General features: G+C 63.0%; 25 protein-coding genes. 9 read left to right on the top strand and 16 right to left on the bottom strand.

Annotated elements, in window-relative coordinates; translation table 11 throughout:
• Positions 1–5 precede the first annotated feature (5 nt).
• The 7 genes from ACSJJT_RS04660 to cysS form a co-directional block, all read right to left on the bottom strand.
• On the bottom strand, positions 6–1,490 hold the full coding sequence (locus tag ACSJJT_RS04660; RefSeq protein WP_435917190.1) for a PTS galactitol transporter subunit IIC: 1,485 nt from the start codon (positions 1,488–1,490) through the stop codon (positions 6–8).
• 78 nt (positions 1,491–1,568) lie between these two features.
• Positions 1,569–1,862, bottom strand: coding sequence for a PTS sugar transporter subunit IIB (locus ACSJJT_RS04655; RefSeq protein ID WP_435917385.1), 294 nt, complete (start codon positions 1,860–1,862; stop codon positions 1,569–1,571).
• Positions 1,863–2,119: 257 nt separating this feature from the next.
• Complete coding sequence (locus ACSJJT_RS04650) at positions 2,120–2,413, bottom strand: PTS sugar transporter subunit IIB (RefSeq protein ID WP_435917189.1); 294 nt, start codon at positions 2,411–2,413, stop codon at positions 2,120–2,122.
• A 205-nt stretch (positions 2,414–2,618) separates the two neighbouring features.
• Positions 2,619–3,614 (bottom strand): asparaginase, encoded by a 996-nt coding sequence (locus tag ACSJJT_RS04645; RefSeq protein WP_435917384.1) that lies wholly within the window; start codon positions 3,612–3,614, stop codon positions 2,619–2,621.
• A 472-nt stretch (positions 3,615–4,086) separates the two neighbouring features.
• On the bottom strand, positions 4,087–5,562 hold the full coding sequence (locus ACSJJT_RS04640) for a glycine hydroxymethyltransferase (RefSeq protein ID WP_435917188.1): 1,476 nt from the start codon (positions 5,560–5,562) through the stop codon (positions 4,087–4,089).
• Between the two features lie 86 nt (positions 5,563–5,648).
• On the bottom strand, positions 5,649–6,611 hold the full coding sequence (gene rlmB / locus ACSJJT_RS04635) for a 23S rRNA (guanosine(2251)-2'-O)-methyltransferase RlmB (protein WP_435917187.1): 963 nt from the start codon (positions 6,609–6,611) through the stop codon (positions 5,649–5,651).
• Positions 6,612–6,624: 13 nt separating this feature from the next.
• On the bottom strand, positions 6,625–8,055 hold the full coding sequence (gene cysS, locus ACSJJT_RS04630; protein ID WP_435917185.1) for a cysteine--tRNA ligase: 1,431 nt from the start codon (positions 8,053–8,055) through the stop codon (positions 6,625–6,627).
• 47 nt (positions 8,056–8,102) lie between these two features.
• On the opposite strand from cysS, the gene ACSJJT_RS04625 reads away from it, so the two are divergent.
• On the top strand, positions 8,103–8,336 hold the full coding sequence (locus ACSJJT_RS04625; RefSeq protein WP_435917184.1) for a hypothetical protein: 234 nt from the start codon (positions 8,103–8,105) through the stop codon (positions 8,334–8,336).
• A 9-nt stretch (positions 8,337–8,345) separates the two neighbouring features.
• Here the strand turns inward: ACSJJT_RS04625 and ACSJJT_RS04620 are convergent, their stop codons facing one another.
• Complete coding sequence (locus tag ACSJJT_RS04620) at positions 8,346–9,764, bottom strand: DUF4032 domain-containing protein (RefSeq protein WP_435917183.1); 1,419 nt, start codon at positions 9,762–9,764, stop codon at positions 8,346–8,348.
• Positions 9,765–9,818: 54 nt separating this feature from the next.
• Entirely contained in the window at positions 9,819–10,988 is a 1,170-nt protein-coding gene (locus ACSJJT_RS04615) for a trans-sulfuration enzyme family protein (RefSeq protein WP_435917182.1), read from the bottom strand.
• Between the two features lie 149 nt (positions 10,989–11,137).
• Between ACSJJT_RS04615 and ACSJJT_RS04610 the strand changes: the two genes are divergently transcribed.
• From ACSJJT_RS04610 to ACSJJT_RS04575, 8 genes are read left to right on the top strand one after another with little or no spacing between them, the layout of a single operon-like run.
• A complete protein-coding gene (locus ACSJJT_RS04610; RefSeq protein WP_435917181.1) occupies positions 11,138–11,653 on the top strand; it encodes an Asp23/Gls24 family envelope stress response protein in 516 nt (171 codons plus the stop codon).
• A gap of 11 nt (positions 11,654–11,664) precedes the next feature.
• The gene (locus ACSJJT_RS04605; protein WP_435917180.1) at positions 11,665–11,850 is read left to right on the top strand and encodes a DUF2273 domain-containing protein; all 186 of its coding nucleotides are present in this window, start codon (positions 11,665–11,667) and stop codon (positions 11,848–11,850) included.
• Positions 11,850–12,263: an Asp23/Gls24 family envelope stress response protein gene (locus tag ACSJJT_RS04600; protein ID WP_435917179.1), complete on the top strand. Its 414-nt coding sequence runs from the start codon at positions 11,850–11,852 to the stop codon at positions 12,261–12,263. The genes ACSJJT_RS04605 and ACSJJT_RS04600 overlap by 1 nt, the downstream gene beginning before the upstream one ends.
• A gap of 1 nt (position 12,264) precedes the next feature.
• Complete coding sequence (locus tag ACSJJT_RS04595; protein WP_435917178.1) at positions 12,265–12,819, top strand: DUF6286 domain-containing protein; 555 nt, start codon at positions 12,265–12,267, stop codon at positions 12,817–12,819.
• Positions 12,816–13,532 carry an alkaline shock response membrane anchor protein AmaP gene (amaP, locus tag ACSJJT_RS04590; protein WP_435917177.1) on the top strand — a complete coding sequence of 239 codons (717 nt, stop codon included), beginning with the start codon at positions 12,816–12,818 and terminating at the stop codon, positions 13,530–13,532. The genes ACSJJT_RS04595 and amaP overlap by 4 nt, the downstream gene beginning before the upstream one ends.
• 60 nt (positions 13,533–13,592) lie before the next feature.
• On the top strand, positions 13,593–14,168 hold the full coding sequence (locus ACSJJT_RS04585) for an RNA polymerase sigma factor (protein WP_435917175.1): 576 nt from the start codon (positions 13,593–13,595) through the stop codon (positions 14,166–14,168).
• On the top strand, positions 14,159–14,683 hold the full coding sequence (locus tag ACSJJT_RS04580; protein ID WP_334354764.1) for an Asp23/Gls24 family envelope stress response protein: 525 nt from the start codon (positions 14,159–14,161) through the stop codon (positions 14,681–14,683). Before ACSJJT_RS04585 ends, ACSJJT_RS04580 begins: the two co-directional genes overlap by 10 nt.
• Positions 14,676–15,032, top strand: coding sequence for a hypothetical protein (locus ACSJJT_RS04575; protein WP_016667005.1), 357 nt, complete (start codon positions 14,676–14,678; stop codon positions 15,030–15,032). Before ACSJJT_RS04580 ends, ACSJJT_RS04575 begins: the two co-directional genes overlap by 8 nt.
• 333 nt (positions 15,033–15,365) lie before the next feature.
• On the opposite strand, the gene ACSJJT_RS04570 is transcribed toward ACSJJT_RS04575, so the two are convergent.
• Genes ACSJJT_RS04570 through ACSJJT_RS04540 form a run of 7 tightly spaced genes read right to left on the bottom strand, consistent with a single transcriptional unit; the run spans position 15,366 to position 26,265 of the window.
• On the bottom strand, positions 15,366–16,469 hold the full coding sequence (locus tag ACSJJT_RS04570) for a hypothetical protein (protein ID WP_435917174.1): 1,104 nt from the start codon (positions 16,467–16,469) through the stop codon (positions 15,366–15,368).
• A gap of 50 nt (positions 16,470–16,519) precedes the next feature.
• Positions 16,520–19,681 carry a type I restriction endonuclease subunit R gene (locus ACSJJT_RS04565; protein WP_435917173.1) on the bottom strand — a complete coding sequence of 1,054 codons (3,162 nt, stop codon included), beginning with the start codon at positions 19,679–19,681 and terminating at the stop codon, positions 16,520–16,522.
• The gene (locus tag ACSJJT_RS04560; RefSeq protein ID WP_435917172.1) at positions 19,678–20,262 is read right to left on the bottom strand and encodes a hypothetical protein; all 585 of its coding nucleotides are present in this window, start codon (positions 20,260–20,262) and stop codon (positions 19,678–19,680) included. The genes ACSJJT_RS04565 and ACSJJT_RS04560 overlap by 4 nt, the downstream gene beginning before the upstream one ends.
• Positions 20,263–20,267: 5 nt before the next feature.
• The gene (locus tag ACSJJT_RS04555; protein WP_435917171.1) at positions 20,268–21,422 is read right to left on the bottom strand and encodes an AAA family ATPase; all 1,155 of its coding nucleotides are present in this window, start codon (positions 21,420–21,422) and stop codon (positions 20,268–20,270) included.
• 51 nt (positions 21,423–21,473) lie between these two features.
• Complete coding sequence (locus ACSJJT_RS04550) at positions 21,474–22,673, bottom strand: restriction endonuclease subunit S (protein WP_435917170.1); 1,200 nt, start codon at positions 22,671–22,673, stop codon at positions 21,474–21,476.
• Complete coding sequence (locus ACSJJT_RS04545) at positions 22,673–24,367, bottom strand: class I SAM-dependent DNA methyltransferase (RefSeq protein WP_435917169.1); 1,695 nt, start codon at positions 24,365–24,367, stop codon at positions 22,673–22,675. The genes ACSJJT_RS04550 and ACSJJT_RS04545 overlap by 1 nt, the downstream gene beginning before the upstream one ends.
• Positions 24,367–26,265, bottom strand: coding sequence for a hypothetical protein (locus ACSJJT_RS04540; protein ID WP_069101844.1), 1,899 nt, complete (start codon positions 26,263–26,265; stop codon positions 24,367–24,369). The genes ACSJJT_RS04545 and ACSJJT_RS04540 overlap by 1 nt, the downstream gene beginning before the upstream one ends.
• Positions 26,266–26,488 lie beyond the last annotated feature (223 nt).

Here is a 26,488-nt window from a genome sequence, read left to right as displayed (position 1 = left end):
GGGGATCACCACCCTGCTTCCGCTGCTTCTTTTTCGGCTGCGAGTTCTTCCTTGCTCATGTACATCTCACGGTCAGTAATGCCGGGGGTGTTGCCCTTGGCGATGTAGACGAAGAAGGCGATGTAGCAGACGACGGCGAAGGCGAGCAGGAAGACGCTGAACACGATGAACGCGGTGCCGTAGGCCTTGGCCTGTCCGAATACGAAGAAGAAGGCTATGAAGTACGCGATCAGGTGAGCTCCCGAGTCAATGGCGGAGATTTGGCTCGCACCATTGGGGATCGTGAAGTTCGCCTGGCGTGCCAGCTCGGTGGTGGCCGGGGCCATGAAGGTTCCGATGGTCAGCATGCAGGCGACGAAGAAGGACCCGATGACTGTGCCTCGGGCGATGTTCCCTCGGCACCACGTGGTCGCCCACACCGCGAAGAATGGGGTGTCAGCAAGGTCTGCGAAGGGAAGCATCTGGTTGAGGTGCAGGTAGCTCATGAGAATGCCGAGGGCCAGCGTGATGGGCACGAGGATGATGGCGACGGACATGTTGGCCGGGTAACCGACGAGGATGGCGGCGTCAAGGCCGATGTTGAGCTCACGATCCGGGTAGCGCGACTTGATCCATTCCTGGGCTGCGTCGGACAGTGGGATGAGGCCTTCCATGAGGAGACCGACCATGCGAGGCAGCAAGAGCATGACGGCGCCCATGGAGATCGACACCGTGAGGATGTCCTTGATGGCAGTTCCCCATGCGCCGTTGAACTGCGGATAGTACGCGAGGACGCCGATGACGAGGCCGAGCAGGGTACCCATGACCATGGGCTCAGCCCAAGAACCGTACTTTTCCTGGATGTGCTCGGGGGTCATCCTGTTGTTCTTGAACCCGGGGACGTGGTCGAGCATCTTGTTGATGGTCCAGCCCACCGGCGCCCAGGACACGGTGTCCGTGTGGGCCGTCGTGACACCTGGGATCTTGTAGTAATCCTGGATGACAGGGGCGACGATGTCAGCAAGCTTGAGGACGACAACGAGGGTAACAAGACCTGCAGCGAGTCCTAGCCAGAAGTTCCGCGTCACCATGTAGACGAACGCCGCGGAGAAGATGAAGTGCCAGAAGTTCCACATGTCGACGTTGAGGGTGGTCGTCCACTTCAACGCGATCATGACGAGGTTGATGGCAATTCCGATGATGAAGATCCACGGGACGATCTTTGCCGTTCCGAAGGAAATGGCAGCGGCAACCGGCCAGCCGGCGTCGATGATGGGGAGGTCGAGGCCAGTGTTGCGCACCATTGCCTCGGCAGCCGGGCCGAGGCTCTTGGTGAGTAGGCCGATGACCAAGTTGATGCCGATGAATCCAATGCCGATGGTCAGAGCAGCTCGGATGGCCTTGCCGATCTTCATCCTGAAGAACATGCTCAACAGAAAGATGATGATGGGAAGGACAACGCTGGCACCCAGGCCCAAGAAGTATTGAATAACAGTTGTGACGTGGTCCATGGTGGGGGATTCCTTCTGCCAGGTGAATCCTCGACCGTCGTGGGCAGCGAGGATTCCGTCAGTATGGTCGGTGCGCGCTCAGCCCTTGAGGTAGGCGGCAATGTCGTCAGCGAGCTTGTCGGCGCCGACTCCGGTGAGGAAGGCAACCCCCTTGAAGACCTTGATGCCTTCGTCAGGAGACTTGACCATCGTCGTCGAAACGATGGCATCCGGATGGAATGATGCCGTCTGAGCAGGCACCTCCATGGCCTTGCACTCCTTCATGACAGCGTTGATCCCGCGCTCCTCCAGCATCTTCTCGAGCTTGTTGGCCACTTGGACCGAGGTCGCGATGCCGGTGCCGCAGCAGACCAGAACCTTTTTGTTGGCCATCATGTGACTCCCTTGATCAGAGGTGAGCGAACCTCGCTCCACCTGTCGTGATGGGTGGACGCAGCAGTGAGGCGTCAATGCCTCAACCGCCGGGTGTCTGACAGGATGATCCTGCCTCACAGTGAGGAAGACCAACCATTAATGGACGGTCAATGCACTTATGTGCAGACCTTCATGATGATCTGGCAGGAAACGGATGGGGAGGTGCCATGCCTGTCCCGCCGTCGCGTGTGGACATCAACGCAGGAATCGATGGCTCACGCCTTGAGGTCGTCAGCGATCTGGTCGGCGAGCTCATCGGCGCCTACGCCAGTCAGCAGCGGGGTGCCCCGGTAGACCTTGATCTCCTCGTCAGGAAGGGGGATGGCGGTGGTGGCGACGATGGCGTCCGGCTGGAAGGTCTCCACCTGAGCGGGGACGTTGGCCGTCTTGCACTCCTTCATCGTCGCGGCCACCCCACGATCGCGCAGCATTCGCTGCAGCTTGTTGGCCACCTGGACGGAGGTGGCGATGCCGGTGCCGCAGCAGACCAGAACCTTCTTGTTGACCATCAGTACCTCTCCTCGCGTAGATGACGAGCCCACCTCGTCAGTCGGTCTGGGTGTGGTGGTGGAGGGGCGACAGTGCCCCGTGACCACCTGTGATGCATCCATGATTATTCACATCTGGGGGCAGTAGCCAGCCGTATCGGGAAACTTCACAGCAATTCGTGACGAACGTGCAGTCATCCGTGGTGCCGGTGGGAAAGTGCGGCACTCAGATGCTGATCTCCCCGGCGACATCCGTCTCGATCCATCGTCCCAACTCCTTGCCGCGCAGGCCCTGGGACAGCAGGAACACGAGCTTGGCGTAAAGGGCCTCAAGGGTCATGTCATGGGCGCTGATGGCTCCCCCTGCCGTCAAAGCATGGCTCGATTGGTATCGGCCCAGCAGAACATCGGCCTGCATGCATTGGGAGGCGACGACGACGGGGGTCCCGGCATTGATGACGTCGAGGATGGCGTCGACCAGGCCCGGCTCGTCGCTGGGGATGTTCCCGACGCCGAAGGCTCGTAGGATGACGGCCTCGGGCAACGGGTCAAGGACGGCGCGCAACCGTGCCGCGCTGATTCCCGGGGAGAGATCGACGACAAGGACGTCGTGGCGTCGGTACGGCTTCGGATCCAGCCAGCCGCAGCCGGTCGAGTCGTTCTCGACCCATTGCCACGGTGCACCGGTGCGGGCCAGTTGGGGCACAGCGGGGGAGTCGAATCCGTTGTAGGCCCAGGAGGACAGCTTGGTGACACGGTTTCCGCGCAGCAGTTTGTGGCCGAAGAAGACCGCGACACCGTCGAGACGTCCGCTGGTGACAGCGCGCAGGGCGCCGGTGACATTGGGGGCAGCATCGGTTCCGACGACCCCCAGCGAGTACTGCGCCCCCGTGACGACGACCGGCTTGCCGAAATTGGTGAGGGCGTAGGACAGCGCGGCTGAGGTGTAGGCGAGGGTGTCGGTTCCGTGCAGGACCACGAAGGAGTCGGCGTCCTCCTGATGCTCCCACAGATCGTCAACAATCCGACGCCAGTCGTCCGGCGTGGCATTGGCAGAGTCAATGAGGTGCTCAAAGCTCAGGGTCTCGAACGTTCCCGCGAGTTCTGTGCCCGAGAGCAGCTGACCGAGCCATCCCGTCAGGTCGGCCCCAGGTGCCAGTCCGTCTGGGGTGGAGACCATGCCGAGAGTTCCCCCGGTGTAGAGGATGTGAGTACGCATGATTCAAACCCCTGGGGAGTTCTTGACGGCGTTGTCAGACAACACATCGTCTCGCACGGAATACCAGCCTATGACTGTCGCTTTTGCCACGAGGGCGGACAGGAGAAGGGTACAGTGGCCCGGCTCCTTCGTGATATTCCGCACGACGATGATGAGGGACGACGACGAGCAAGGCCAGGGAGACCCACCTGGTTTGCCACCCGCCGTGATTTTTCACGCGGTGTTCCAACCGTGACTGTGGTGCCAGGTTCAATGGTCTGGCTAGGTGGCCCTTCTGGTCTCCATGGATTCACATGATCGAAATCGCAAGATCGGGATCGTGTCGTCGAATGGGAAAAGGCACCGACGAGAACTCGACGGTCCATGTTCTGTCTCGGGGAACACGGACCGTCGAGGGATCGATATCACAGTGTGTGGAAATTAAGGCGTGCGAGAATTGCGCCACAAGGATTCCAGCACGAGGACGTCACAGCCCTCAGGCCAGATCCAGTCCCGGGTAGAGCGGGAAGTTCCCGAGCAGCTCGTCCGCGGCGTCATGGACCTTCTGGGCCACGCCGTCGACAATCTCGTACTTGGCCTTGCCCGGCTCACCGCTGGATGCCGTCACCGGGGTGGTGGCCTTCAGAGCCGTGACGATGAGCTCGGCAACGTGGTCGAACTCGTCAGCGCCGAATCCGCGCGAGGTCAACGCCGGGGTGCCGATACGTACCCCAGAGGTGTACCAGGCACCGTTCGGGTCGGCTGGGATGGAATTGCGGTTGGTCACGACGCCGGAATCCAGCAGGGCTGCCTCGGCCTGACGACCGGTCAATCCGAAGCTCGTGCTGACGTCGAGCAGATTGATGTGATTGTCGGTGCCGTTGGTGATGAGCGTGACGCCGCGCTTCATGAGTCCCTCGGCCAGGGCCTTGGAGTTGTCCGCGACGCGCTGGGCATAGTCGCGGAAGGCCTGGGTGCGGGCCTCGGCCAGGGCGACGGCCTTGGCAGCCATGACATGGGACAGCGGGCCGCCGAGGACCATGGGGCAACCACGGTTGACGTCGTCGGTGTACTCCTTGGTCGTCAGTACCATGCCACCACGCGGGCCGCGCAGCGACTTGTGGGTCGTCGTCGTCACCACCTGGGCGTGGGGGACCGGATTCTCGTCCCCGGTGAAGACCTTGCCGGCCACCAGGCCGGCGAAGTGAGCCATGTCGACCATGAGCACGGCTCCGACCTCGTTGGCGATCTCACGCATCTTCGCGAAGTTCACCCGACGCGGGTAGGCGGAGTATCCGGCGACAATGACCAGGGGCTTGAACTCGCGGGCCAACTCAGCGACCTTGTCGTAGTCGAGCAGACCGGTCTGCGGGTCAGTGCCATAGGAACGTTGGTCGAACATCTTGCCGGAGATGTTCGGACGGAAGCCGTGGGTGAGGTGGCCGCCGGTGTCCAGGCCCATGCCAATGGCGCGCTGGTCATTGAAGCGGTGGCGCAGAGCGTCCCAGTCGTCCTGGGTGAGGTCGTTGACGGTGCGAGCGCCGAACTCCTCAAGGGCGGGGGTCTCGACGTGATGGGCGAGGATCGTCCAGTAGGCGGTGAGGTTGGCGTCAATACCGGAGTGCGGCTGCACATAGGCGTGCTCGGCGCCGAAGAGGGCGCAGGCATGCTCGGCAGCAATCGTCTCGACGGTGTCGACGTTCTGGCAACCGGCATAGAAACGGTGCCCGGCTGTACCCTCGGCGTACTTGTCGGAGAACCAGGTGCCCATGGTCGCCAGGACCGGCAGGGAGGCGTAGTTCTCGGAGGCGATGAGCTTGAGGGAATGACGCTGATCGGTCAGTTCGGCTCGGGTGGCTTCCGCAATCCGGGGCTCAACCTGTGCGATCGCGTCGAGCATGGTGCGGTAGGCCGGGGCCAGCTTTTCAGCGATGTCGCGGGCGGTGGGATCGACGGCACTGGGCTCACTCACGGATGGCTCCTGTCATGACGGGATGGTGAGCACGAATCTACCCGTCCTCAAATTGACGTGTCTCCTGGGGCCGTCAGGGGCAGGCCTCAGCCCTCCGATGCGTTGCCGCGCACCCTCGACGCCTCGTACAGCGCGATCGATGCTGCCACCGAGGCGTTGAGGGACTCGACGTCACTACTGATCGGGATCGACGTCAGCACGTCACAGGACTGCCGGGTGAGACGGGCCAAGCCCTCACCCTCGGAACCGACGACGAGCACCAGTGGACCATCCAGACCGGGAGCGGCAGCGATGTCGGAGTCGGCCTCGCCAGCCAGCCCGACGATCATCCAGCCGGCCTCGGCGAACTTGCCGAGGGCCTGGTTGAGGTTCGACGCCATCGCCACCGGGATGCGTGCGGCAGCCCCGGCGGAGGTCTTCCACGCCGCAGCGGTCATCGAGGCCGAGCGGCGAGACGGGATGAGCACGCCCTGGGCGCCGAAAGCGGCAGCCGAGCGGATGATCGCTCCCAGGTTGCGTGGATCGGTGATCTTGTCCAGTGCCACGACGAGACCGCCGCGATAGGCCTGGGCGCCGGCATCGATGATGTCGTCGACCGTGGCGTACTCGTACTCGGGAAGGCGCAGGGCCACACCCTGGTGATTGGACCCACCCGTCATGCGGTCGAGCTCACCACGAGTGGCCTGCATCAACACGATGCCGTTGTCAGCGGCGAAGGAGAGGATCTCTCGCAGCCGGGAGTCGTGCTCGGCTCCTTCCGCGACGTAGGCGGTGCGCACCGGAAGACCGGCGTGCAGGGCCTCCAACACCGGATTACGACCGATCACCCACTCCGGGCCGGCACCCTTAGCCTGCTTCTCGGCTGGCTTGCGGTTGCCGCCGCGAGCCAGCTTCTCCTGCTTGGCCTTGTACGCCTTGTGGTAAGTGCGATCCTCGGCCTTGGGGGTGGGTCCGCGGCCCTTGAGGCCCCTGCGACCTCGGCCACCGGACCCGGAAGCGGAACTCTTGCCCTTGTGTCCTGCGCCGCGGCGCTTGGAATTTCCTGCCATGTCGGTCTCCTCGTCAGCTCAGCGACCAGTGGGCGCCGGTGGGGGTGTCCTCGATCGTCAGTCCGAGGTTGGTCAAGGTGTCACGAATCGCGTCGGCAGTCGCCCAGTCCTTGCGGGAACGGGCCTCGGCACGCTGATCAAGCATGGCCTGGACCAAGCCGTCGACGACTGGTTCGAGGCGGGCCTCGTTCCCGGCGGTATCCGCCCATTCCGGGGCCTGCGGATCGAGCCCGAAGACCGCGAGCATGGCACGTACCCGAGCTATGTGCTCACGGGTGGCGTCGACGTCGTGGGCAGAGACGGACTTGTTGCCCTCGGTGATTTCGCTGAAGAGGGCTGCAACCGCCTGCGGAGTACCCAAGTCATCGTCCATCGCCGTGACGAAGGCTTCCGGCAGCTCCTTCGACGCCGCGACCTCCTCGCCGACGAGGACGTGGGCGCGGTCAAGGAAGGAATCGATGCGTTCGATGGCCTTGGTGGCCTCGTCAAGGGAGCCCTTGGCGGTCTCGTCGGAGGGGCTGAACTCGATCATGGAACGGTAGTGCGGGGCGAGTAGGAAGTACCTCACGGCTCGCGGGCCGTAGGTCTTGGTGACCTCGGTCACCTGAGCGGTGTTGCCCAAGGACTTGCTCATCTTCTCCCCGGACATCGTCACCCACGCGTTGTGCATCCAGTAGTGGGCGAAGGGACGCCCGGCTGCCGCTGACTGGGCCAGCTCGTTCTCGTGGTGGGGGAAACGCAGGTCGATGCCACCGCCATGGATGTCGAAGGCATCACCCAGGTACTTCCCGGACATGGCAGAGCACTCGAGGTGCCAACCGGGTCGACCGCGCCCCCACGGGGAGGGCCAGGACGCCGTCTCCGGCTCGTCGTCCTTGTGCCCCTTCCACAACGCGAAGTCGCGCGGGTCGCGCTTGCCACGCGGGTCGGAGTCCTCGACCGGGACCATCTCGTCGACGCGCATCCCGGACAGCTCCCCGTATCGCGGCCAGGACCGGACGTCGAAGTACACGTCACCGGAGCCGTCGGGGGCGGGGTAGGCGTGGCCCTGTTCGATCAGCGTCTCGACGAGTTCGATCATCTCCGGGATGTGTCCGGTGGCGCGCGGCTCGTAGGTCGGCGGACGGCATCCCAGGGCCTTGTAGGCCGCGTGCAGCTCGTTCTCGTAGTGGTAGGCGTGAGCCCACCACGGCACACCGGCGGCAGCGGACTTGGCGAGGATCTTGTCGTCAATATCGGTGACGTTGGCAACGACGGTCACCTGGTAGCCAGAACACTCCAACCAGCGCCGCAGGACGTCAAAGACGACCTCCTTGCGGATGTGGCCCAGGTGCGGACTGGACTGCACCGTCATGCCACAGTGGTAGATCGACACCTGACCCTTGTGGAGGGGTTCGAAGGTCTCGATGCCATGGGTAGCGGTGTTGTAGAGCTTGAACGTCACGCCTCAAGGCTACCGGTGTACCCCGACACATCGCCTACCATGGCCGCATGGCCGAGATTCGCAAGCACAAGCCGTCGTCCAGCCCCATCTCCCGGGCCCTGGAGGCCGCGATGGGTGAATCCATCAAGCCGGTCGTCCCCGGATCGCGTCCCGACGAGGACGTCGAGGAGTCCAGGACGAAGCCTGAGGCCGGTCCCTCGCCGGCAGCAGCTCCCACACAGTGGGGACCTTTCGACGGTGGATCGTTCACCCTGACCACGCCCCCGACCTCCTCGCAGTGACGAGGGTCTCTAGCCCTCCATACGGGCGCGCAAGGCGTCGATGTCGAGACGAGAGGCCGATTCCACGTCGACGGACTCGGTATTGGCCTCCCAAGGGTCGTAGGGGGCATCGTCCTCCTCATCCTCGACGTATCCCAGAGACGGGTCATACACGTTGACCAGCTCGTGGCCGTTACGAGGTTGCGACCCATCGACGGACACCACTGACTCGGCACTCATGGCCTCGTCAGGAAGCTGGGCCAGGATGTCGTGAACGTATCCTTGGGCAGCCTCGATGTGAGGAACCTCGCGTTGCTGGCGCTGGGACTCGTACCAGCGATAGTCGAGCACCTCGTGGTAGAACTGCGCGAGCTCGCGCTTGCGGGACAATTCCGGGGGAATCTGCTGGACGACAGGCTCGAAGCACTCGGTGAGCCAGCGATGGGCAGCCACCGCCTCGTCGACTCCCTGCAGCCCATTGCGGGCCCGGAAGGTGTCGAGGTCATTGAGGAGGCGTCGCGCCTGGAACTCCTCGGTATCCAGGCCTGTCAGAAGCAGCAGACGACGCTGATGGTGCCCTGCATCGACAACCTTGGGCTGGATGCGTAGTCGCTGGCCGTCCGGCGAGGTCTGGATGTCCAGCTCAGCGACGTCGAAGCCCAGTGCATTGAGACGACGCACCCGCGACTCGACCTGGGAATAGTCACCTCCGGCGAACTCTTCAGCTGCGGTGAGCTCGTCCCACAGGTCGTGGTAGCGGTCCTCGATGATCGTCACCAGGCCAAGCGGATCGAGGGCGGCGTCGAGCATGTCGCCCTCCTCCAGGTCGAGGAATTCGCCGTAGAGGTTGGTGCGGGCGATCTGCAGGTCGTGTTCCCGCTGTCCGGTGGTGAGGCGGTCATGGAGTTCGCCGGTCTCGGCGTCGACCAGATAGGCGGCGAAGGCCTCGGCATCACGTCGGAACAGCACGTTCGACAGCGAGATGTCTCCCCACAAGAATCCGACCAGGTGTAATCGTACCAAGAGGACGACGAGGGCGTCAAGCAGTCGCATGACGGTCTCCTGACGCACCCCGGAGTGGAAGAGGGACCGGTACGGCAGCGAGAACTGCAGATGTCGGGTGAGGATGATCGGTTCGAGGGGCTCTCCGTCGGCGCGGTAGCGGTCGGTGATGACGCCGATGGGCTCGACGGAGGGGGTGTCCAGACGCATGAGGTCGTGCAGCAACCGGTATTCGTGGATCGCCAGGTTCTCGACGACCTCCTTGGCGGCGTAGACGTCGTCACCAACGGTGATGAATCGCACCACGTGACGGGAGATGCCTCGGGGCAGCGCGACCAGGAGCTCTTGCGGCCACTGTGCCAGCGGTGTGCTCCACGGCAACGGAAGCAGGCGGGAGTCGGGCTTCGCGCTGAGGAAACGGGTCACGGGTGACAGTGTGCCACCCACATGACCCGCGCATGGGCATGGGCCTGGTCAGCACGTCATTGAGCCCTCGAGAACTCAGACGGCAGCGGCCCTGTCGAGAGCCTCGGACAAGCAGGTGGCGAGGTCTTCGACGGGGTCGATTCCCGGACTCATCCGGATCATGGAGTCATTGACCCCAGCGGCATCCCGGGCCTCCTGACTCATGGCCGCATGGGTCATCGTCGCAGGATGGCAGACCAGGGATTCCACACCTCCCAGGGACTCGGCGAGGATGAACCCCTCCAGTCCGGTCATGAAGGCCTTGACAGCGGGTAGCCCGCCGGCCAGCTCGAAGCTGAGCAGGGATCCGAAGTCCTTCTGCTGACGTGCGGCCAGGTCATGACCGGGATGATCGGCCAGCCCGGGCCAGTGCACCGCTACGACGGCGCCGTGGGACGAGAGGATTTCGACCATCCGGGCAGCGTTGGCACAGTGGGCCTTCATCCTCACACCGAGGGTGCGCAGGCCACGCAGCGTCAGCCAGGAATCCAGAGGAGAGGCCGTCAACCCCATCATGTTGGCGTGGAAGGCCATCAGGTCGACGTCCTCCTGGACAGCGGCGACGACGGAGCCGCCGATGACATCGGAGTGGCCGTTGAGAAACTTGGTGTCGGAAGCGATGACGAGGTCTGCTCCGAGGCCCAGTGGCTGCTGCAGCATCGGCGAGCAGAAGGTGTTGTCGACGGCCACGACGGTGCGCTCGCCGTTCGAGGAATGAGCCAGGTCGGCTGCGGCAGCGATGTCGGTGATGCGTAGCATCGGGTTGGATGGGGTCTCCACCAGGAGTAGGTCAGTGGGGGATTCCAGGGCGGGGCGCAGCGCGTCGAGATCGGTCTCATCGACCCAGTCGACCGTCAGGCGTCCGACAGTGGCCCAGGTGTCGAGGATGCGCCAGGTTCCGCCGTAGCAGTCGTGTGGCGCTATGACGTGCCCTCCAATCGGCACGAAGGCCTGCAGAACCAACATGATGGCCGACATTCCCGACGAGGTGACGACAGCCCCCGTGCCACCCTCCAGCGTCGTGAGGGCGTCGGCGAGCAGGGCCCGGGTGGGGTTGCCCCCGCGACCATAGTCGAAGGTTGGGCGCTCCCCGAAGGTGTCGTAGAAGTAGTTCGAGGAGAGGACGGCGGGCGGGGTGACGCCGGAGTGGGCGTGATCCGAACACAGCCCGGTCGTCAGTCCCTGCATGGTGGTGGACGTCGGCATGGTCCCTCCTGTCATCGGGTGGTTTCGAGGGTAGCCGAGGACGCTCAGGAAATTCTTTTTGCCCAATTCTCGGATTCAACGTGACGATTCGGCTCGCCGAGCATCCGAACATGTGAAAGTCGCCACAGATCGAATGGAGATGAGCCGACATGGCTGACAACAAGACTGCTTCCGCAAAAAATGACGAGACCAAGACCGAGAATCTGCCGGACACCACCAAGGAGTCCTTGGCCCCGTCACCGCTGCACACTGACCACGGCTCGACCCTCATTGCTGAGCAGGTCGTCCAGAAGATCGCTGGTATCGCGTGCCGTGAGGTTCCTGGCATTCACGCCATGGGCTCCACCGGACGTCGCATGCTGAGCTCCATCACTGACCGCATCCCGGGTTCCACCACCAACGTCTCCAATGGCGTCCAGGTCGAGAAGGGCGAGCGCCAATGCGCCATCGACCTCTCCGTCGTCATCGATTACGGCTACTCGGTCGTCGAGGTCGCCAACAAGCTCCGCGAGACCATCATTGACGCTGTCGAGTACGGCACTGGCCTCGAGGTTGTCGAGGTCAACGTCCAGGTCACCGATGTGTACATCCAGGGCGACGACGAGGACGACGACGACCAACCGGCCCAGGTTGCCCCCCAGCGTAAGAACACCGAGCTTTCCTGAAAGGTCACAGTATGAATGCATCGCGCATCGGAGCACTCGTCGGTCTGTTGCTGGGTGTCGTCGCGGTCTGCGTTGGCGTGTGGCAGGCCATCGTCGTGCTGGTGCTGGGTCTGCTCGGGCTGATCACGGGGAGGATCATTGACGGTCAGCTTGACGTGCACGACATCTTCGGCAAGCCAAGTCAGCGGAACCGTTGATGTCTGCCGGCACCACACGCGTACGTTCGGTGCCGTCGCTGGCGGTCCACAACCGTGAGAAGGCCAGCCGCGGAACCTTGACGGTGTCCACCGCGGTTGTCGAGAAAGTGGCGGCCCGCGTGGCGGCCCAGAGCGCGGGTTTTGGGGCGCCCACCTCGTCGATGTTCGGATCGGGGTCGCGTGCCGACTTCGACCGAGGCCCGAAGGTGAGTGCGGTTCTCACTGGCCGTACTGCTGATCTCGAGGTGGAGGTTGCCATCAGCTATCCCGCCCCCATCCAGGCTCGGTGTGACGACCTGAGAGCCCGTTTGACCGAGCAGGTTCCGACACTGTCCGGGATTGAGATCGGCACCATCGACATTCTGGTGAGCCGAGTTGTCAACAAGGCATCGACGACGAGGGAGTTGAACTGAGATGAGTCATCGATACATGTCTCCGCCACTCGTTCGTCGTCCCTCCCGGACGATTCCGGTGACGATCCTGGGTGTCCTGCTGATGGTGGCAGGAGTGGTGTCCATCATCGCTGCCGTCCACCGGCTCCAGCACGGATCCTTGCCACAGTGGTTGGACTGGGGCCGTGGTCACATGACCACCGCCTCGTGGCTCAACGACACCGCGCTGACGGTTGCCATCGTCATCGGCGTCATTGCCTTGGTGTTGGTGATCTGGGCATTCACACCGGGACGCACCTCTGGTGTCTTCCTCAAGGCGGCTGAAGGCGCCCCCGACAATCGAGAGATCGTCATGGACAACTCCGACCTGACGGGCTGGCTTTCTCGCTGGCTTGACGGGGAGGACGGGGTCGCAACCTCGTCGGTGAAGCGTCGCGGCAACACGCTCGTCATTGACGTCGAGACCGACGTCAATGAGCCTGAGGTGATTCGGGAACAGCTCACCAGGAGGATTGCTGATCGCGTCAACTCGCTCGACCTGGAACAGTCCCCGAGCGTGAAAGTGAGGTTGCGATGAGGGGCCGCGCAAACAGAACACGACTTGCCGTCGTCGGGATCATCTTGTTGCTGGTGGTCGCGTGGTTCATGCTGGTGCGGTTCAGCATCGCCTCGTCGTGGGGATGGTGGCAACCTGAACCCGACGCGCCCATTGCCGACGTGCCACAGGCATGGCGCACGGACTACGCCTCCTGGGCCCTGCTCCTCGTGGGCGTCCTGGCTACGGCGATTGGGTTGACCTGGCTGCTTCGGCAGTTCTCGTCAAGCAATCGCGCTCACAGCTACGGCATCAGCCACGAGACGGACCATGGATCCACGGTCCTGTCCACCGATGCCCTGGGACGGGCCATCGAGGAACAGATCGAGGATTTCCCCGGAGTCAGCAGCGCCAATGTCAGGTTCTTCGGAGCCCGTGTTGCTCCCGAGATGATGGTCCAGATCGACCTTGACGACCGTGCTGACGTGCGAAAGCTCGTCAATTGGCTGGAGTCCGAGGTCGCTCACGACGTCGAGACCACCCTGGATGCCACGTTGGTGCGCTTCGGGGTGAAGTTGCGGACGGGGGCGCACGTGACCGGAATGGGCGTGAGCCACGTCGGCGTGACTGAAGTGTCCAATGTCGACGAGTCCGGGGACAGCCTGCCCGCCAATCCGATGCCCAAGCCCACCTTTCTCAACGAGAAGTCCGAACGGACCAAGCCTCGGACTCGTGACGGAAAGGTGCTCGCCTGAGCTGCGCGCTAGCGGTCGAGGACTCAGTAGTTGTCCTCGACCGCTGCTAGCGTCGAATCCATGGTCAGAGGGGTCGAAGGTGACGACGGCGACGAGATCGTTTTTGCAGACATAAGTGCTGCTCAGGACGGAGATGCTGCGGCATACGCTCGCGTTGTTGAGTCATGGGGCGGGCCGCTCCTGAGGTTCTGTCACAACCACTTGCCGGCCACGATTGACGCGGAGGACGTCGTCCAGGACGTTTTGCTGACCGCCTGGCAGAAGCTGCCCGATCTCGACGATAGGTCCCGGTTCAGGGCGTGGATGTACACCATTGCTCGGAATCGTTGCCGGGAAGTCATCCGGACCGCCGGGCGACGCGCAACCGATCCGGTGGCACCGGAAGAAGTTCCGGTGAGGATCGACACCCTTCAGGACCCAGCAAGGGCACACACCAGGGATGCCGCGATGAAGGCGTTGAGGAAGAGTGTTGTCCGGCTGCCGGACAACCAGAGGCGTATCTGGGTCATGGCTCAGATCGACGGTCTCGGATACGCCGAGATTGCTGAGATTGAAGAATTACCGGTGTCCACCGTCCGTGGCCGTTTGGCCCGGGCGAGGGCCACCATTGCGGAGGAGATGGAACCATGGAGGTGAATCTCGCGTGTGGCGCGGACATGAACCACGTCTGGGACAACGCGACACAGCCTCCCACCGAGCACGAGGTCGAGTGCCCAGCCTGCCAGGCGGTGCGCACCGTGGCCGTTCGTGCCGGTCAACTGCGTGACGACGCGGTTGCCGAGGATGCCAAGACCAAGGTAGTCGTTGATCCACCGAAGCTGTCGTCGGTGTGGAGGTCCTACAGCGCTGATCTCTCGCCGCGTCATTGCATCGTCAGTGACGACGATGGCGACATCGAGGTCAGAGAGACCGTGCTGACCACCATCGTGCGCGAGACCCTGGCTGATTGCGAGGATGGCAGGTTGAGCCGAGTTCGTTTCTCGGTGCCTCATGCCCCGTTGAGATTGCGCATTGATCTGTCGGTTGCGCACGGTGTTCGTATCCCAGAGTGTGCCGATCAGGTGCGTCAGAGGGTGTCGTCGGAAATGTATCGGCAGCTGGGCGGACGTCCGGAAGCCATTGACATCAGTGTGGGGGATATCCATGCCTGATCTTGAAAATGACGTTGTCGTCTCCGGGACTGTCCTGACGGGCGACGACACCAGTGATGATCTGGAAGGGGTCATCGTCATCACCGTGCTTAACACCCCGGGAGTGACTCGGCTTGTCCGGCCGTGGTGGCGTCGGGTCGGCACATCCGACGATCGCTGCGCAATCCGAGTGAGTGAGGAGGATGGGCATACCGACGTGGGAATTGAGGTCACTGTCGATCTGACGGTGCCTATCGTGCGGCTCACCCAGGACCTTCGTCACCGGGTTGCCACGGCCATAACCGCTTCCGGACGCATCCCGGGGAAGATCGACGTCACCGTCTCCAAGGTTGAGCGCAAGGACGGGTGACGGCGGGCTGAACCGGCCCTACGCCCTGGATTATGAAGCGTCGCTTTGGCTCCTAAGAGAGACGCGGTAGCCATGGTTTCAAACTGGTGGCGAAGAGCAAATACCCATGAGCCAGGACTACCACCTGCTCACGGACCCGCTGCGCCTGGCGCTGCCGACCAGACACGACGTTGCGTGACTACGGCGACCAGCTGGTGAGGGGGCGCGTGAAACTTCCGCTGAAGCGCATCCTGGCCGTCGAACTGCAGTGAATTCGTTGCGATTATCCGAGCGGATGATGAGAGACTCGGCCGGTAAGGTTCACTGGTACGAAAACAAGCAGGAAGCTTTCATTTACTGTGTGTGATGCGATGAAGCTAAGATATCTCTTAGTTCGGGTGGGATGTACTGGATTGACTCCCTGAGGCGGGGCAAGTAGTCGCGCAAATGACTCGAATATAAGATTTCCGACACGGAAAGTTTGCGCTTGACTTTTGCGTCCTCGCGTCGGGACCACAGACTACAGTTCATGCAGTAGAAGAGTGGAAATGGTTTGGCTTCGCTGCGGTTGGGCTCGGGGGAATCCTTGCCGCAACGAGGACACCGATAAAAAGCTATCCAGTATTCCACCCCTTCGTTCTCTCTGATGTTGGGAATGTTTGACCGGGAAGTTTCGCGAACTACGATCCCTATCGCCTCGAAGAGGCGTTTCTGGGCTTGGCGCAGTTTCTTGAGGGTCTCCGGGATCTCCTCGGCAGCTGGTTTTGAGAAGGTGATCCCGTTGACGGGGAGGGCCTCTCCCAAGCCTGTTCGGTAGGAGCTGCCAAGGGGCCGGTGGTGGATAATCTGATCCCGGATCTTCGTGACTTCGCGGACAGGGTAGTCGCGAACGAGGCGCTTGACGTCATCCAACCATGTTCCTCGCGCAAACTTCTTGTCGGTCTTGCTGAAGAACCTGTCTGCTCGAGCTCCAACCTGTACGTAGTCGAGCTCCTGGCGACGGCGTCGAATATCACGGACTGCCTGTTGTATCTCACGTGGTGTGTATTGGACCTTGGTCCCGGTGGGGCCTGGAATGAATTCCACGTCGTAGGAAGAGAGGCCGAGTATGGCGTTGTAGTCCGCCTTGGTTGCTGCGACTTCTTCCTGGAGCGACAGGATATAGGTGAGCATCTGGAAGAGATATTCCCACGCACAACAATGGCGCGTGATGGCAGATTCAAGGAGGTAATACTGTTGATCTATAGGGGCATTTTTTGAGCGGCACCACTCCAGCTCTGCCATGCTGATGGCAAGCTGATGATTCGCATATTTGCAGACGAGGTCGTGCAGTGAATGATATGTGACGGCGAGCGCGAAATCCAGCTGCCTGCCATCGTCGGTGCAGTCATAACGTTTCATGTTTTTTCCGAGAAACTTCTGGAATCTCCCGTCGCGCTCCACGGTAAGCCATTCCATGGATTCAGTATCGGTTCGCGGCTGTGTCGGGCTGAGATATTTTCCGAGTCTCATGCTTGGAAATCCGGTGCGATTGCCTCCATCTGTTCGAGCACCAGTTTTACCGCTTCGGGCTGTTTGCTGGGCGGATACTTGTGCCGGCGCAAAAGGCGTTTCACCGAGCTGCGGAGCTTGGCCTGTACGTCGTCGCGCCTGGTCCAGTCGGTGCGGGAGTCCTTGCGCACGATGGCGAGCAGATCGCGGGCCATGGCTGCCAGCACATCGTCGCCCATGGTCTCCAACGCTCCTGGGTCATTGGCGAGCGCGTCGTAGAAGGCGATCTCCTCGTGGTTGAGCGGCGGGTCGAACTTCGCGCCGCGAGCGTTCTCCTCGCTGATGCTCTTGGCTAGCTCGGCAAGTTCGCTGATCACCTGGGCCGAGGTGAGTTGCTGGTTGGTGTAGCGCAGCATCAGTTCGTTGATGCGCTCGCTGAAGTCGCGGTTGCGCACTAGGTTCTTGCGGGTGGCCTTGTCGGCTTCCTCGACGAGCAGATCGCGCAGGGCCTCGATAGCCAGGTGCGGGTTGGTGGCATCCTTGAACTGCTGCACCATTGCCGGCGTGAGGTTCTGCAGGCTGGGCTTGGGGATGCCTGCGGCCTCATAGATGTCGGTGATGCCGCTGCTGACAGTGGCGTCGGCGACCAGACCGCGCAGCAGTCGCAGGACTTCGTCGGGGACGGGCTGGCCGTTGGCCTCGCGTTCCTTGGCGTCATACTTGGCCATCCAGACCCGCACCTCCTCGTAGAAATTGACGTCGATGCGCTTGTCGTCGAGGGTCTGGCTGCCCGCGGACAGCGCCCACATGCGGGCGAGCCTGGCCGACAGTTTGCGGTAACGATCGGCCAGGGTCTCCTCGCCGTCGTCGACGCGGTTACCCGGTGTGCTGGGCGAGCGGAGGTACTCCACTGCGCCGGCTACGGCGTCGCGTCGGGCGCTTTTGGTTCCGGAGCGGAGCACGCCCATCCAGTCGTAGCCGGACAGTAGCCGGTCAAGGGCATTGAGGAGGTCGCGGGTGGCCCCGGCGGCCTCGTCGACGTCACGACCGACGGGGCGGGTGGTCTTGTCGGTCTCGGTGTACTCGTCGAGTGCCTCGCGCAGGTTCTCGGCCAGGGGTGCGTAACCGACGAGCAGGCCGTCTTGTTTGCCGCGGAAGGTGCGGTTGACCCGGGCGAGGGTCTGCATGAGCAGGGCACCCTTGAGCGGCCGGTCGAGGTAAAGGGTGTGCAGGGGCGGGGCGTCGAAGCCGGTAAGCATCATGTCCTTGACGATCACCAGCTCGACCTCATCATTGACGTCGGTGAGGCGTTTCTTAATTACCTGGTTTTCGGAGTCGCGGCGCACGTGGTTGCGGATCGGCTCCGTGTCGGTGGCATTGCCGGAATAGACGACCTTGATGCGCCCCTTGGTGATGTCGTCGTTGTGCCACTCGGGTCGCAGCCGAGTGATCTCGGTGTAGAGGTTTGCGCAAATCTCGCGGGTTGCGCCGACGATCATCGCCTTGCCGTGCGGGGTGGTCGCGGAGTCGCCGTCGCGTAGGGCGGGCTCGACGGTGGCGCGTCGGGCCTCCCAGTGTGCGACGATGTCGGCGGCCAAGGCGTGCAGGCGCTCGGGGGCGCCGTAGATGGCGTTGATGACCAGCACGGATTTCTCGATGCGGCTGCGTTCGGCGTCGTCGAGGCCTTCGGTGGTCTCGTCAGCGATGCGGTCGAGGTCCTCGGAGGTCATGTCGGGGGTGAGTCCGACGTTGATTAACCGTTGCTCGAAGTAGACGGGCACGGTGGCACCGTCGTCGACGGCTCGGCTGAGGTCGTAGACGTCAATGTATTCGCCGAAGACCGCGCGGGTGTCATGGTCGGCGGTGCTGATGGGGGTGCCGGTGAAGGCAATCAGGGTGGCGTTGGGTAGGGCGTCCTTGAGGTGTCGGGCGTAGCCGTCGAGGTCGTCGTAGTGGCTACGGTGGGCCTCGTCGACCATGACGATGACATTGCGCCGGTCGGTGAGCATGGGGTGGTCGAGGCCGGAGTCACGTTCGGCTGCGGAGCGGCCGAACTTTTGCAGGGTGGTGAAGTAGATGCCGCCAGAAGCGGTGTTGGCGAGCCGTTCGCGCAGCTCGGACCGGCGGGTGACCTGCACGGGCGTCTCGGGTAACAGGGTGGAGCGACGGAAGCCGGCGAACAGCTGTCCGTCGAGCTCAGTGCGATCGGTGATGACGACGATCGTGGGGTTGAGTAGCTCGGGGTGGGTCATCACCAGGTTGGCGTAGAGCTCCATTTCCATGCTCTTGCCGGACCCCTGGGTGTGCCAGACGACGCCGGCCTTGCCGGTGGAGTCGATGGCCTTGAGGGTGGAGTCGACGGCCTTGCGCACGGCGAAGTACTGGTGGGGTTTGGCAATGCGCTTCGTGATGTGGCCGGAGTCCTCGTCGAATGCGGTGAAGTTGAGGACCATGTCGAGGAATCGGCGCAGGTCGAACAAGCCGTAGGTGAGGGTCTCCAGCTCGGGGGTGTTAGGGCCGGTCTCGACGGGGGTGCCGAAGTCGTCCACCTTCCACGGCGAGTAGTGGTTCAGCGGGGTGAACGGCGTGCCGTACTGAGCGCTGATCCCGTCGCTGATGACGGTGGTGACCACGCTACGGAAGGCGGTGCCGAACTCTGCCAGGTAGGTTCCGATCTGGGCGTGGGCCTTGGCGATGGTGGCATTGGCTGCGCCGGCCTGCTTGAGCTCGACGACGGCCAGCGGCAGACCGTTGACGTAGAGGACGACGTCGAAGCGACGGCTGTTTTGGCCGTGCACGATGCGGACTTGTTGTACCGCATGGAAGGTGTTCTCGTCGGGGTTGGGGCTGACCAGGCGCAGGGTGGGGGTCTGTTCGGCACCCGAGGAGTCGACATAGGCGAGCCCGTGGAAGCCGTGCGCGAGCAGGGCGTGGAAGGCCTTGTTCTCGGCCAGTGCATCTTGGCTCTTCGGGGTAAGCATCTCGGCCTGCGCCTGGGCGAGGAAGGTGTCAGGTACCCCCGGGTTGAGGCGGTGCAGGGCGTTCAGGAAGACGTCGCTCAGCACCAGGTCGTCGAGGCCCTTCCGCCGGCCCTCGACGGCGGAACCGGTGGTCGGCTCCCAGCCGAGCTCACCGAGCCAGTCAAGCATGGTGGTCTCCCACTCGGATTCCAGGATCATGGGTTGGGTCCTTTCGGCATAGAGGAGAGGGCTGCGACGGCGCGGCGTAGTGACGGGGAGTTCTGGGCGGCGGCTTCGACGTCCCAGTGGTGGGTCGCGAACTCGTTTAGGTGCAGCACGAACAGTTCGCCTGCAGTGGTGGAGTCGTGGGCCACCTCTTCTCGGATGTCACGACTCTTGCTGCGCAGGCATAGTGTCAGCAGAGTGTGCTTGGCGTGTTTCTTAGGGTTCTCGACGTTCCGGGGGATTATGTCTGGCGAGACCTTGAAGTAGTGGGCGAATCCTTCGGTGTCCGCCATGAGCCACGACTCGGTCATGCAGTGGACCAGCCTCAGGGTGAACAGCCGATTGTCTGGGATCCCGTGCAGGAGCTGCTGGCGCAGGGCCACGGGGCATTTGGTGTCGGTATCGCGGAAGACAACCCACGGTTCACGTCGGGCTGCGCGCGCGTATTTAGCGAGCTTGGGGTCCAGCTTGGTCTTACCACCTGCGACATGAACCCGGGTCACGGGGTGGCCCGCGTGTTCAACGACCGCGCGTGCTGCGCCTCCGTCGGAAGGGCCTTCGACGACGATGTACATGGTGGCTACTTTCGGGCTGCCCGCATGAGCCCGGACATGTCGCCGGGGGAGATCAGGTCCGCGGTGATTTCGCTGAGGGGTAGACCCGCCTCGACTTGGTCGATGGCCTCGTCGACCTCGCTGAGCGGTGTGGCGATAGTGCCGTCGTTACCCACCTGCAACACCAACACTTCCTCGGGGCGAATGCCCTCGTCGTCGAGTAGTTCGGGGGCGTGTGTGGACATCACGACCTGCATCTTCGAGTCCCGCTGGGCTAGGGCCAGAAGAGGCGCGAGCTTTCGGACGATGGCACTGTTGAGGGACAGTTCGGGCTCTTCCAGCAGCAGCACGCCACCAGTGGCGGGAGAACTGACGATCGTCCACAGCAGGCCTATCAGGCGGAGGGTTCCGTCGGAGAAGTCTGCTTCCTTCTGCTCGACGGGATGGGACCGCCAGTGGCGGTAGTCGGCGATTAGGTGTGGCTGCCCGTACTTGTCCACTTCGAGTTTTAGGCTTTCGAATCCGGGGACTGTTGACTCCAGAGCCTTCTGGATGCGGCCCAGCCATGCATTCCTTGTCTTCTCGGGCGTGCCATTCATGTCGGCGATCATGGTGCTGCCGAAGGCTCGAGTGGTGGCCGTATTCATGGGCTGCGGCTGCCGAATCAACTGCGGCACCAGGTGGAAGTAGTTCGCCTTCGCGAAGTGCTCGGCTACAGGGCGGAATGCTTGGTTGGCAGAGATTTGTTCCAGGTGCGTTTGGGTCAGGCGCTCCTTATCCGCCTTGTCGGCGTCATCGGGGCGGCTGAGCAGTACTGTGCCATTACGGGTGACGGTCTCCTCGGCGACGATGGGGCGGTTGCGACCGCTGCCTTCGCCTTTAACCGCGAGTCGATAGGTCCAAGTGATGTCGTCGTCGACGAGTCTTGTCTCGACTATCAGCTGGCCTTTGGCGTTGTTGTGGGCGAACAAGGAGCGTGCGTTCGAGAGCCCGCCCCGGTCGGTGAGTGCGGCAGACAGGCCACCCCCTGGGCGAGAGATGTCGGCGAGGAAGCGGAACAGGTCGAGCAGGTTCGACTTACCAGCCGCATTGGGACCCACGACGATGAGCCGATTACTCAAGTCGAAATCCAGGTTTTTGAAGTTGCGCCAGTTGTGGGCCGTGATGTGGGTGATCCGCATGGGCTCAATCCTTCCATTGCGTTGTTGTCAGGGTCGGGTTATGGGGTGCGGTCATAGTGCGTCCTCTGCAGCTTTCTCAGCATCCTTAACGCGCAGCGTTCCGTCCATGAGAGCGGGGAGCAGGGTGTCGCGGAGAGCGGCGAGGGTGGCGGACTCATTGATCAGCGAAGTCGCATGCTCAATCCCAGCGATCGCGGCATCACCAAACGCAGCTAGTGCAGCCGTGTCCTGGGTGATGTTGATTGCGAAGTCTGTGAGATCGTTGGCCTTTAGCCGCTGCCGACCAGAGCTGCCCACCATGCGTTGGATTGCTTCTGCTCGGAAGGCCTTCTCGGTGGCGACGAAGTAACTCAGGGGGAGGGGAAAACCTTCCTTCGAGCGCAGTACGATGTATTCCGTTGATCCAAATCCCACTTCTCCGTCGGTAAGGTTGCTTACATATCCAGTCTTGCCATTCTCGAGGCAGGGGGTGATGCGTGCGAGAAGTGTGTCGCCATTGGTGAATCGAACACCACCGTTGGGCTCGGCGTAGGTGGCCTTGGGGATTGCTATCCCGGGGCTGGGAAGGTCCTGCATGGTGATTTGTGGCGCTTTTGATTTTGTGATCTTGCGCTTCGGGTTGACGTCCAGGATCTTTGAGATCGGCGTGTCAGGAGCCTCAGCATCGAGGATCTCGTGCTGGTACTGTGCACGCAGTAGCTCCTCCATGGTCGAGACAAGAGCGCGGTTGGCGGCGATCTTGTCGTCTAGGGCGCCCAGGACGTCCGCGATTGCCTGTTGCTCTGGGAGAGGAGGCAGCGGGACTTCCAGCGTTCCGAGAATTCCGAGGTTGATATGGGGGACGCCCGTGCGAACTGCGGAGTGATCGATCTGGCTCATAAAATCCGAAGTCTGAGCGGCGTAGTACACGAACCGCGCCTCTGCCTTCTCGGGGTCGAGTCGGACACGCATCTGGCTCTGGCTAATGACATAGGTGTCGAACGGGCCTGCGGCGAGGGAGGTCTGTCCTAGAGTGCCCCGCTGCGTGAGAACGAGATCTCCGGGCCGTGCAACGTTTCTGCTTAGATCCCGCTCCACTTTCTCTGCGGTGACGTATGTGTAGGGACCTCTTACGAAGCGATCGCCCATGTTGGACCCCCGTATGACAGGAACACCGCTGGAGACGTAGTCAGAGCCCACAAGCGATGACCCGAATGGGCCTCCAACGATTCCGCCCGGTGTGGCTAGATCAGCGAGACTGACGCGCTCCATCACAACCTCCCCAGTTGCTCACGCACAACCGCTTGCAGGCGGTCGGACTCGGCGAACTTTTCCTGGAGCTGGGCGGTGAGGCGGGCGATCTTCTCGTCGAGCGGCTCGTCGTCGGCCGCGGCCTCGGCCATGCCGACATAACGACCCGGGGTCAGCGCGTAGCCGGCCTCCTTGATCTCGGCGAGGCTCACCGAGCGGTAGAAGCCCGGGATGTCGCGGTAGGCTCCGTCCGGGAAAGTGGTCTCGACAGGCTCAGTACCTGTTCCCGTCCCCTCGGCGGACTCAGGAGCCGGGGAGGAAGACTCGGTCGCCGTGGCGTCCTTGGTGCCCAGATCGAGCACTTCCATGCCGCGCCACAGGTGGTAGGCGTCGGCGATCTGCTTGATGTCGGCGTCGCTGAAGGCGCGCTCGGCACGGGTAACCATGTGGCCTAAGTTGCGCGCATCGATAAACAGCACCTCGCCACGGCGGTCCACGGAACCACCCCGACCGGCCGACTTGTCCTTGGCAAAGAACCAGATGCACACCGGAATCCCGGTGGAGCGAAACAGCTTCTCGGGCAACGCCACCATGCAGCTCACCAGGTCGTTTTCCACCAGCTGGGCGCGGATCTCACCTTCGCCGCCCGACTTCGATGTCATCGACCCATTGGCCATCACCACGCCCGCCGTGCCAGTGGGCTTCAACTTCGAGATGATGTGCTGAAGCCAGGCGTAGTTCGCGTTCTTAGCCGGTGGTACGCCGTAGGTCCAGCGGCTGTCCGACTCCACCCGGTTCCAGTCCTTGATGTTGAACGGCGGGTTGGCCATGACGTAGTCCATCTGTACGCCCTGGTGCAGGTCCAGCGAGAAGGTATCGCCCCAGCGCGGCCCCAAGTTGCCGTTCAGGCCGTGAATGGCGAGGTTCATCTTCGCCATCCGCCAGGTGCTCTCCACGTTCTCCTGCCCGTAGACCGACAGCTTCATCGGGTCGTCATCGTGCGCGGCCAGGAACTTCTCCGCCTGCACGAACATGCCGCCCGAACCACAGCACGGGTCGTAGACCCGGCCTTCGCGGGGCTGCAACACCTCGACGATGGTGCGCACAACGCTGGCCGGTGTGTAGAACTCGCCACCCCGGCGTCCCTCCGACAAGGCGAACTTCGCCAGAAAATACTCGTACACCTCCCCCAGCAGATCCCGCGCCCGGCTAGCACCCTGCCCGCTGAACCGCAGCGAGTTCAGCAGGTCCAGCAGTTCTGCCAGCCGACGCTGGTCGACGCTGGAGTTGTTGAAGACCCGCGGCAGCGTGCCCGCCAACGACGGATTGTCTGACATCAACAGGTCCATCGCCTCGTTGAGACGCTGGCCGATCGTCTTGACATCGTTCACCTTCGCCATCTGCACCAGATGGGGCCAGCGGGCATCCTCGTCCACCCAGAAGACGTTCGAGGCGGTGTACTCGTCACGGTCTTCCAGAGTCTCGGCGATTGCCTCGGCGTCATAGCCTTCCTCGGTCAGCTCGGCGGTCAGCGCGCTAGCCCGCGCCGTGAACGCATCCGAGACGTACTTGAGGAAGACCAGCCCCAGCACCACGTCCTTGTACTGAGAAGCATCCATCGAGCCGCGCAGCTTGTCGGCAGCCTTCCACAGGGTGTCCTTCAGCTCCTTGTCGGTGCTGGGTAACAGTGCGTCCTGTTTCTTCCTGGGTGCCATCACTGGCCCTCCTTCTTCTCGGTCGTGGTGAGCGTCACTGCACCACAGGGCACGCAACGCATCACCACGCGGCGGAGCTCGTCCACCACATTCTGTCGGTCCTGCAACTGGCGCTCGCACCGCTCCAGCAAAGCCAGCGTGTCGTCGGTAGCCCTGCGGTCCCGGGCTATGGGGACCTGCCAAGTACGCCACGCACCGCACCCGGCAGGAAGCTCATTGATGACGGCCGCGACGGACCGCGGTGAGATGGGCGCACGGGAATCGAGACGGAGTACCCGCGCTGGATAAGCGACGACTGCGCTACCTTCGTCGTCCACCTGGGCGACCGGCTTCCCGGTCGAGCAGAAGACCACGTCGCCAGGCTGGGTCACCTTCGCCTCGGGAGCCTGCCGGGTCAGCTGCAGCATGTCGACGGGTTGCGGTGCGCGGCGGGCTAACCCGGCAGCGGTCCACAGCCTGGACGACCCCTCGGGGAGCGCCTCGACGTTGAGGCGCGTACCGGACACCACCTTCGCCAGCCGCTGCTGGGCCAGCTCACCCAGCACCACCAACGATGGTGTGCGGCCGGTGGCCACCCGCGCCGTGATGCCCTCCATCGGACTCGGCTCGGAAACCGTGAGCCTGGTGAGCAGTTGCTGGATTTTGGCCGCGTCATCACCGGGGGCACTGGGCAGCCCCACCGGCACGGTCTGGCCCAGCGTTACCAGCGACCTGGAGCGCGTTAGGAGGGAGGGGAGTGCCACCGGGTGCAGCAACTCGATGCAGCGGCGACTGTCTTGCTGGGCCACAGCCACCAGATCATCCAATAGCCGCTGGCGTAAGGCGCTGTTCAACGGGGTGCCACTGAGGTCACCGACGAAGGGGCGGGCATCCGCCGTTCCATCCATCAGCCACAACGCCAGATGCCCCCGCGCCCCATCGGCCAAGAGACCCTGGGGGAGTCGCACCACAGCGCGCACCAAGTGGTCACGCAGGACAGCGTCGCGACGGCTCGTGGAGCTGCCCAGCGGGTCGACGAGGATCTGGGCTGGACCAATCACGAGGGCACGTGTGCCCGGCGCGAGTTGGAGCGAGAGCTGGTCGAGGTCATCTAGTGCTGCGTGCACGTCGGACTCCAAGCGGGCGAGGATGACGCTGCCTTCGGCTAGCTGCCAGTCGTCGTCGAACGAGGGTGTGCGCGCGACGAGGTGGCGCACCGCCAGACGCTGTCGCGCCATCCGATGACCGGCACCCTCGCCGGGCAGGACTAGCCCGACATCCTGGAGGTCCTCGTCGCGCATCAGGTTCACCAGCACGTCGTTGGCGGTCCCGTTAACGTCCACGAGCTCCCCGCCCGGGGACAGCAAGGCCTTGGCGGCTGTGCTAACCAGGGCGACGAAGTCTTCGGCGAGGCGGGGTGTGTTCGCGGTCCGACGCGTCACCTCCTGCACCAGCCGGTCGTGGGCGTCGGAGGTTGTCCAGGCTGCCTCGACTAGCGCGTCAGCCTCATGAGAGAGCCTCTCGACGTCGAGCGCCTCGACCTCCGACCAGAGCCAGTCATCGTCGGGGTCGGCCTCCTCGACGGCATCGAGGAGATCCTCGGTGTCCATGCTCGCCAGCGGGCAGTCGACGATGCTCCGGGCAGCCACCATCGCGGTCAGGGCTTGCATTTCCTTCGTGCCACGGCCCGCGTTGAAGGTGGTTTCGAGGGCGAGGTCGAGTCGGGGCTGGGGATTGTTGCCCCGGCCGGTCCGCTCCAGCCAGTCGAGCACCTCGTCGGCTGCATAGCGGCCCGTGGGGGACGGGGAGGGAAACGGGGCGCCGGCGACAGGGCGCTTGAGCCACATCGTCGCCACGGCGCGCTTGACGTGGCACAGCCGGGCGATCTGCCCCAGAGACAGCGTCTGCTGAGTTGTCATGGTTCCTCCTTCCGCTGCAAGCAGCTTACTGGAGTAGCCGCCTTTGATATATGAAGTAGCTGATAAGGCGACTTATCAAAGTGATGTAAATTGAAATAAGCACAGGCTGTATCGACGTTCGGACATAGCCGCAGCAGCTCGCTGAGGGGCCGTGTCACACAAGCAGAGATGAAAGAGTTCGCTGCGTTCGACGGCGAGAATCAGGGCACGCCCCCCATGGCCA

The sequence above is a fragment of the Cutibacterium nasicola genome (assembly GCF_051303185.1).
GTDB lineage: Bacteria > Actinomycetota > Actinomycetes > Propionibacteriales > Propionibacteriaceae > Cutibacterium.
Note: the sequence above shows the minus strand (reverse complement) of the source record. Positions and strands in the feature narration are given on the sequence as shown.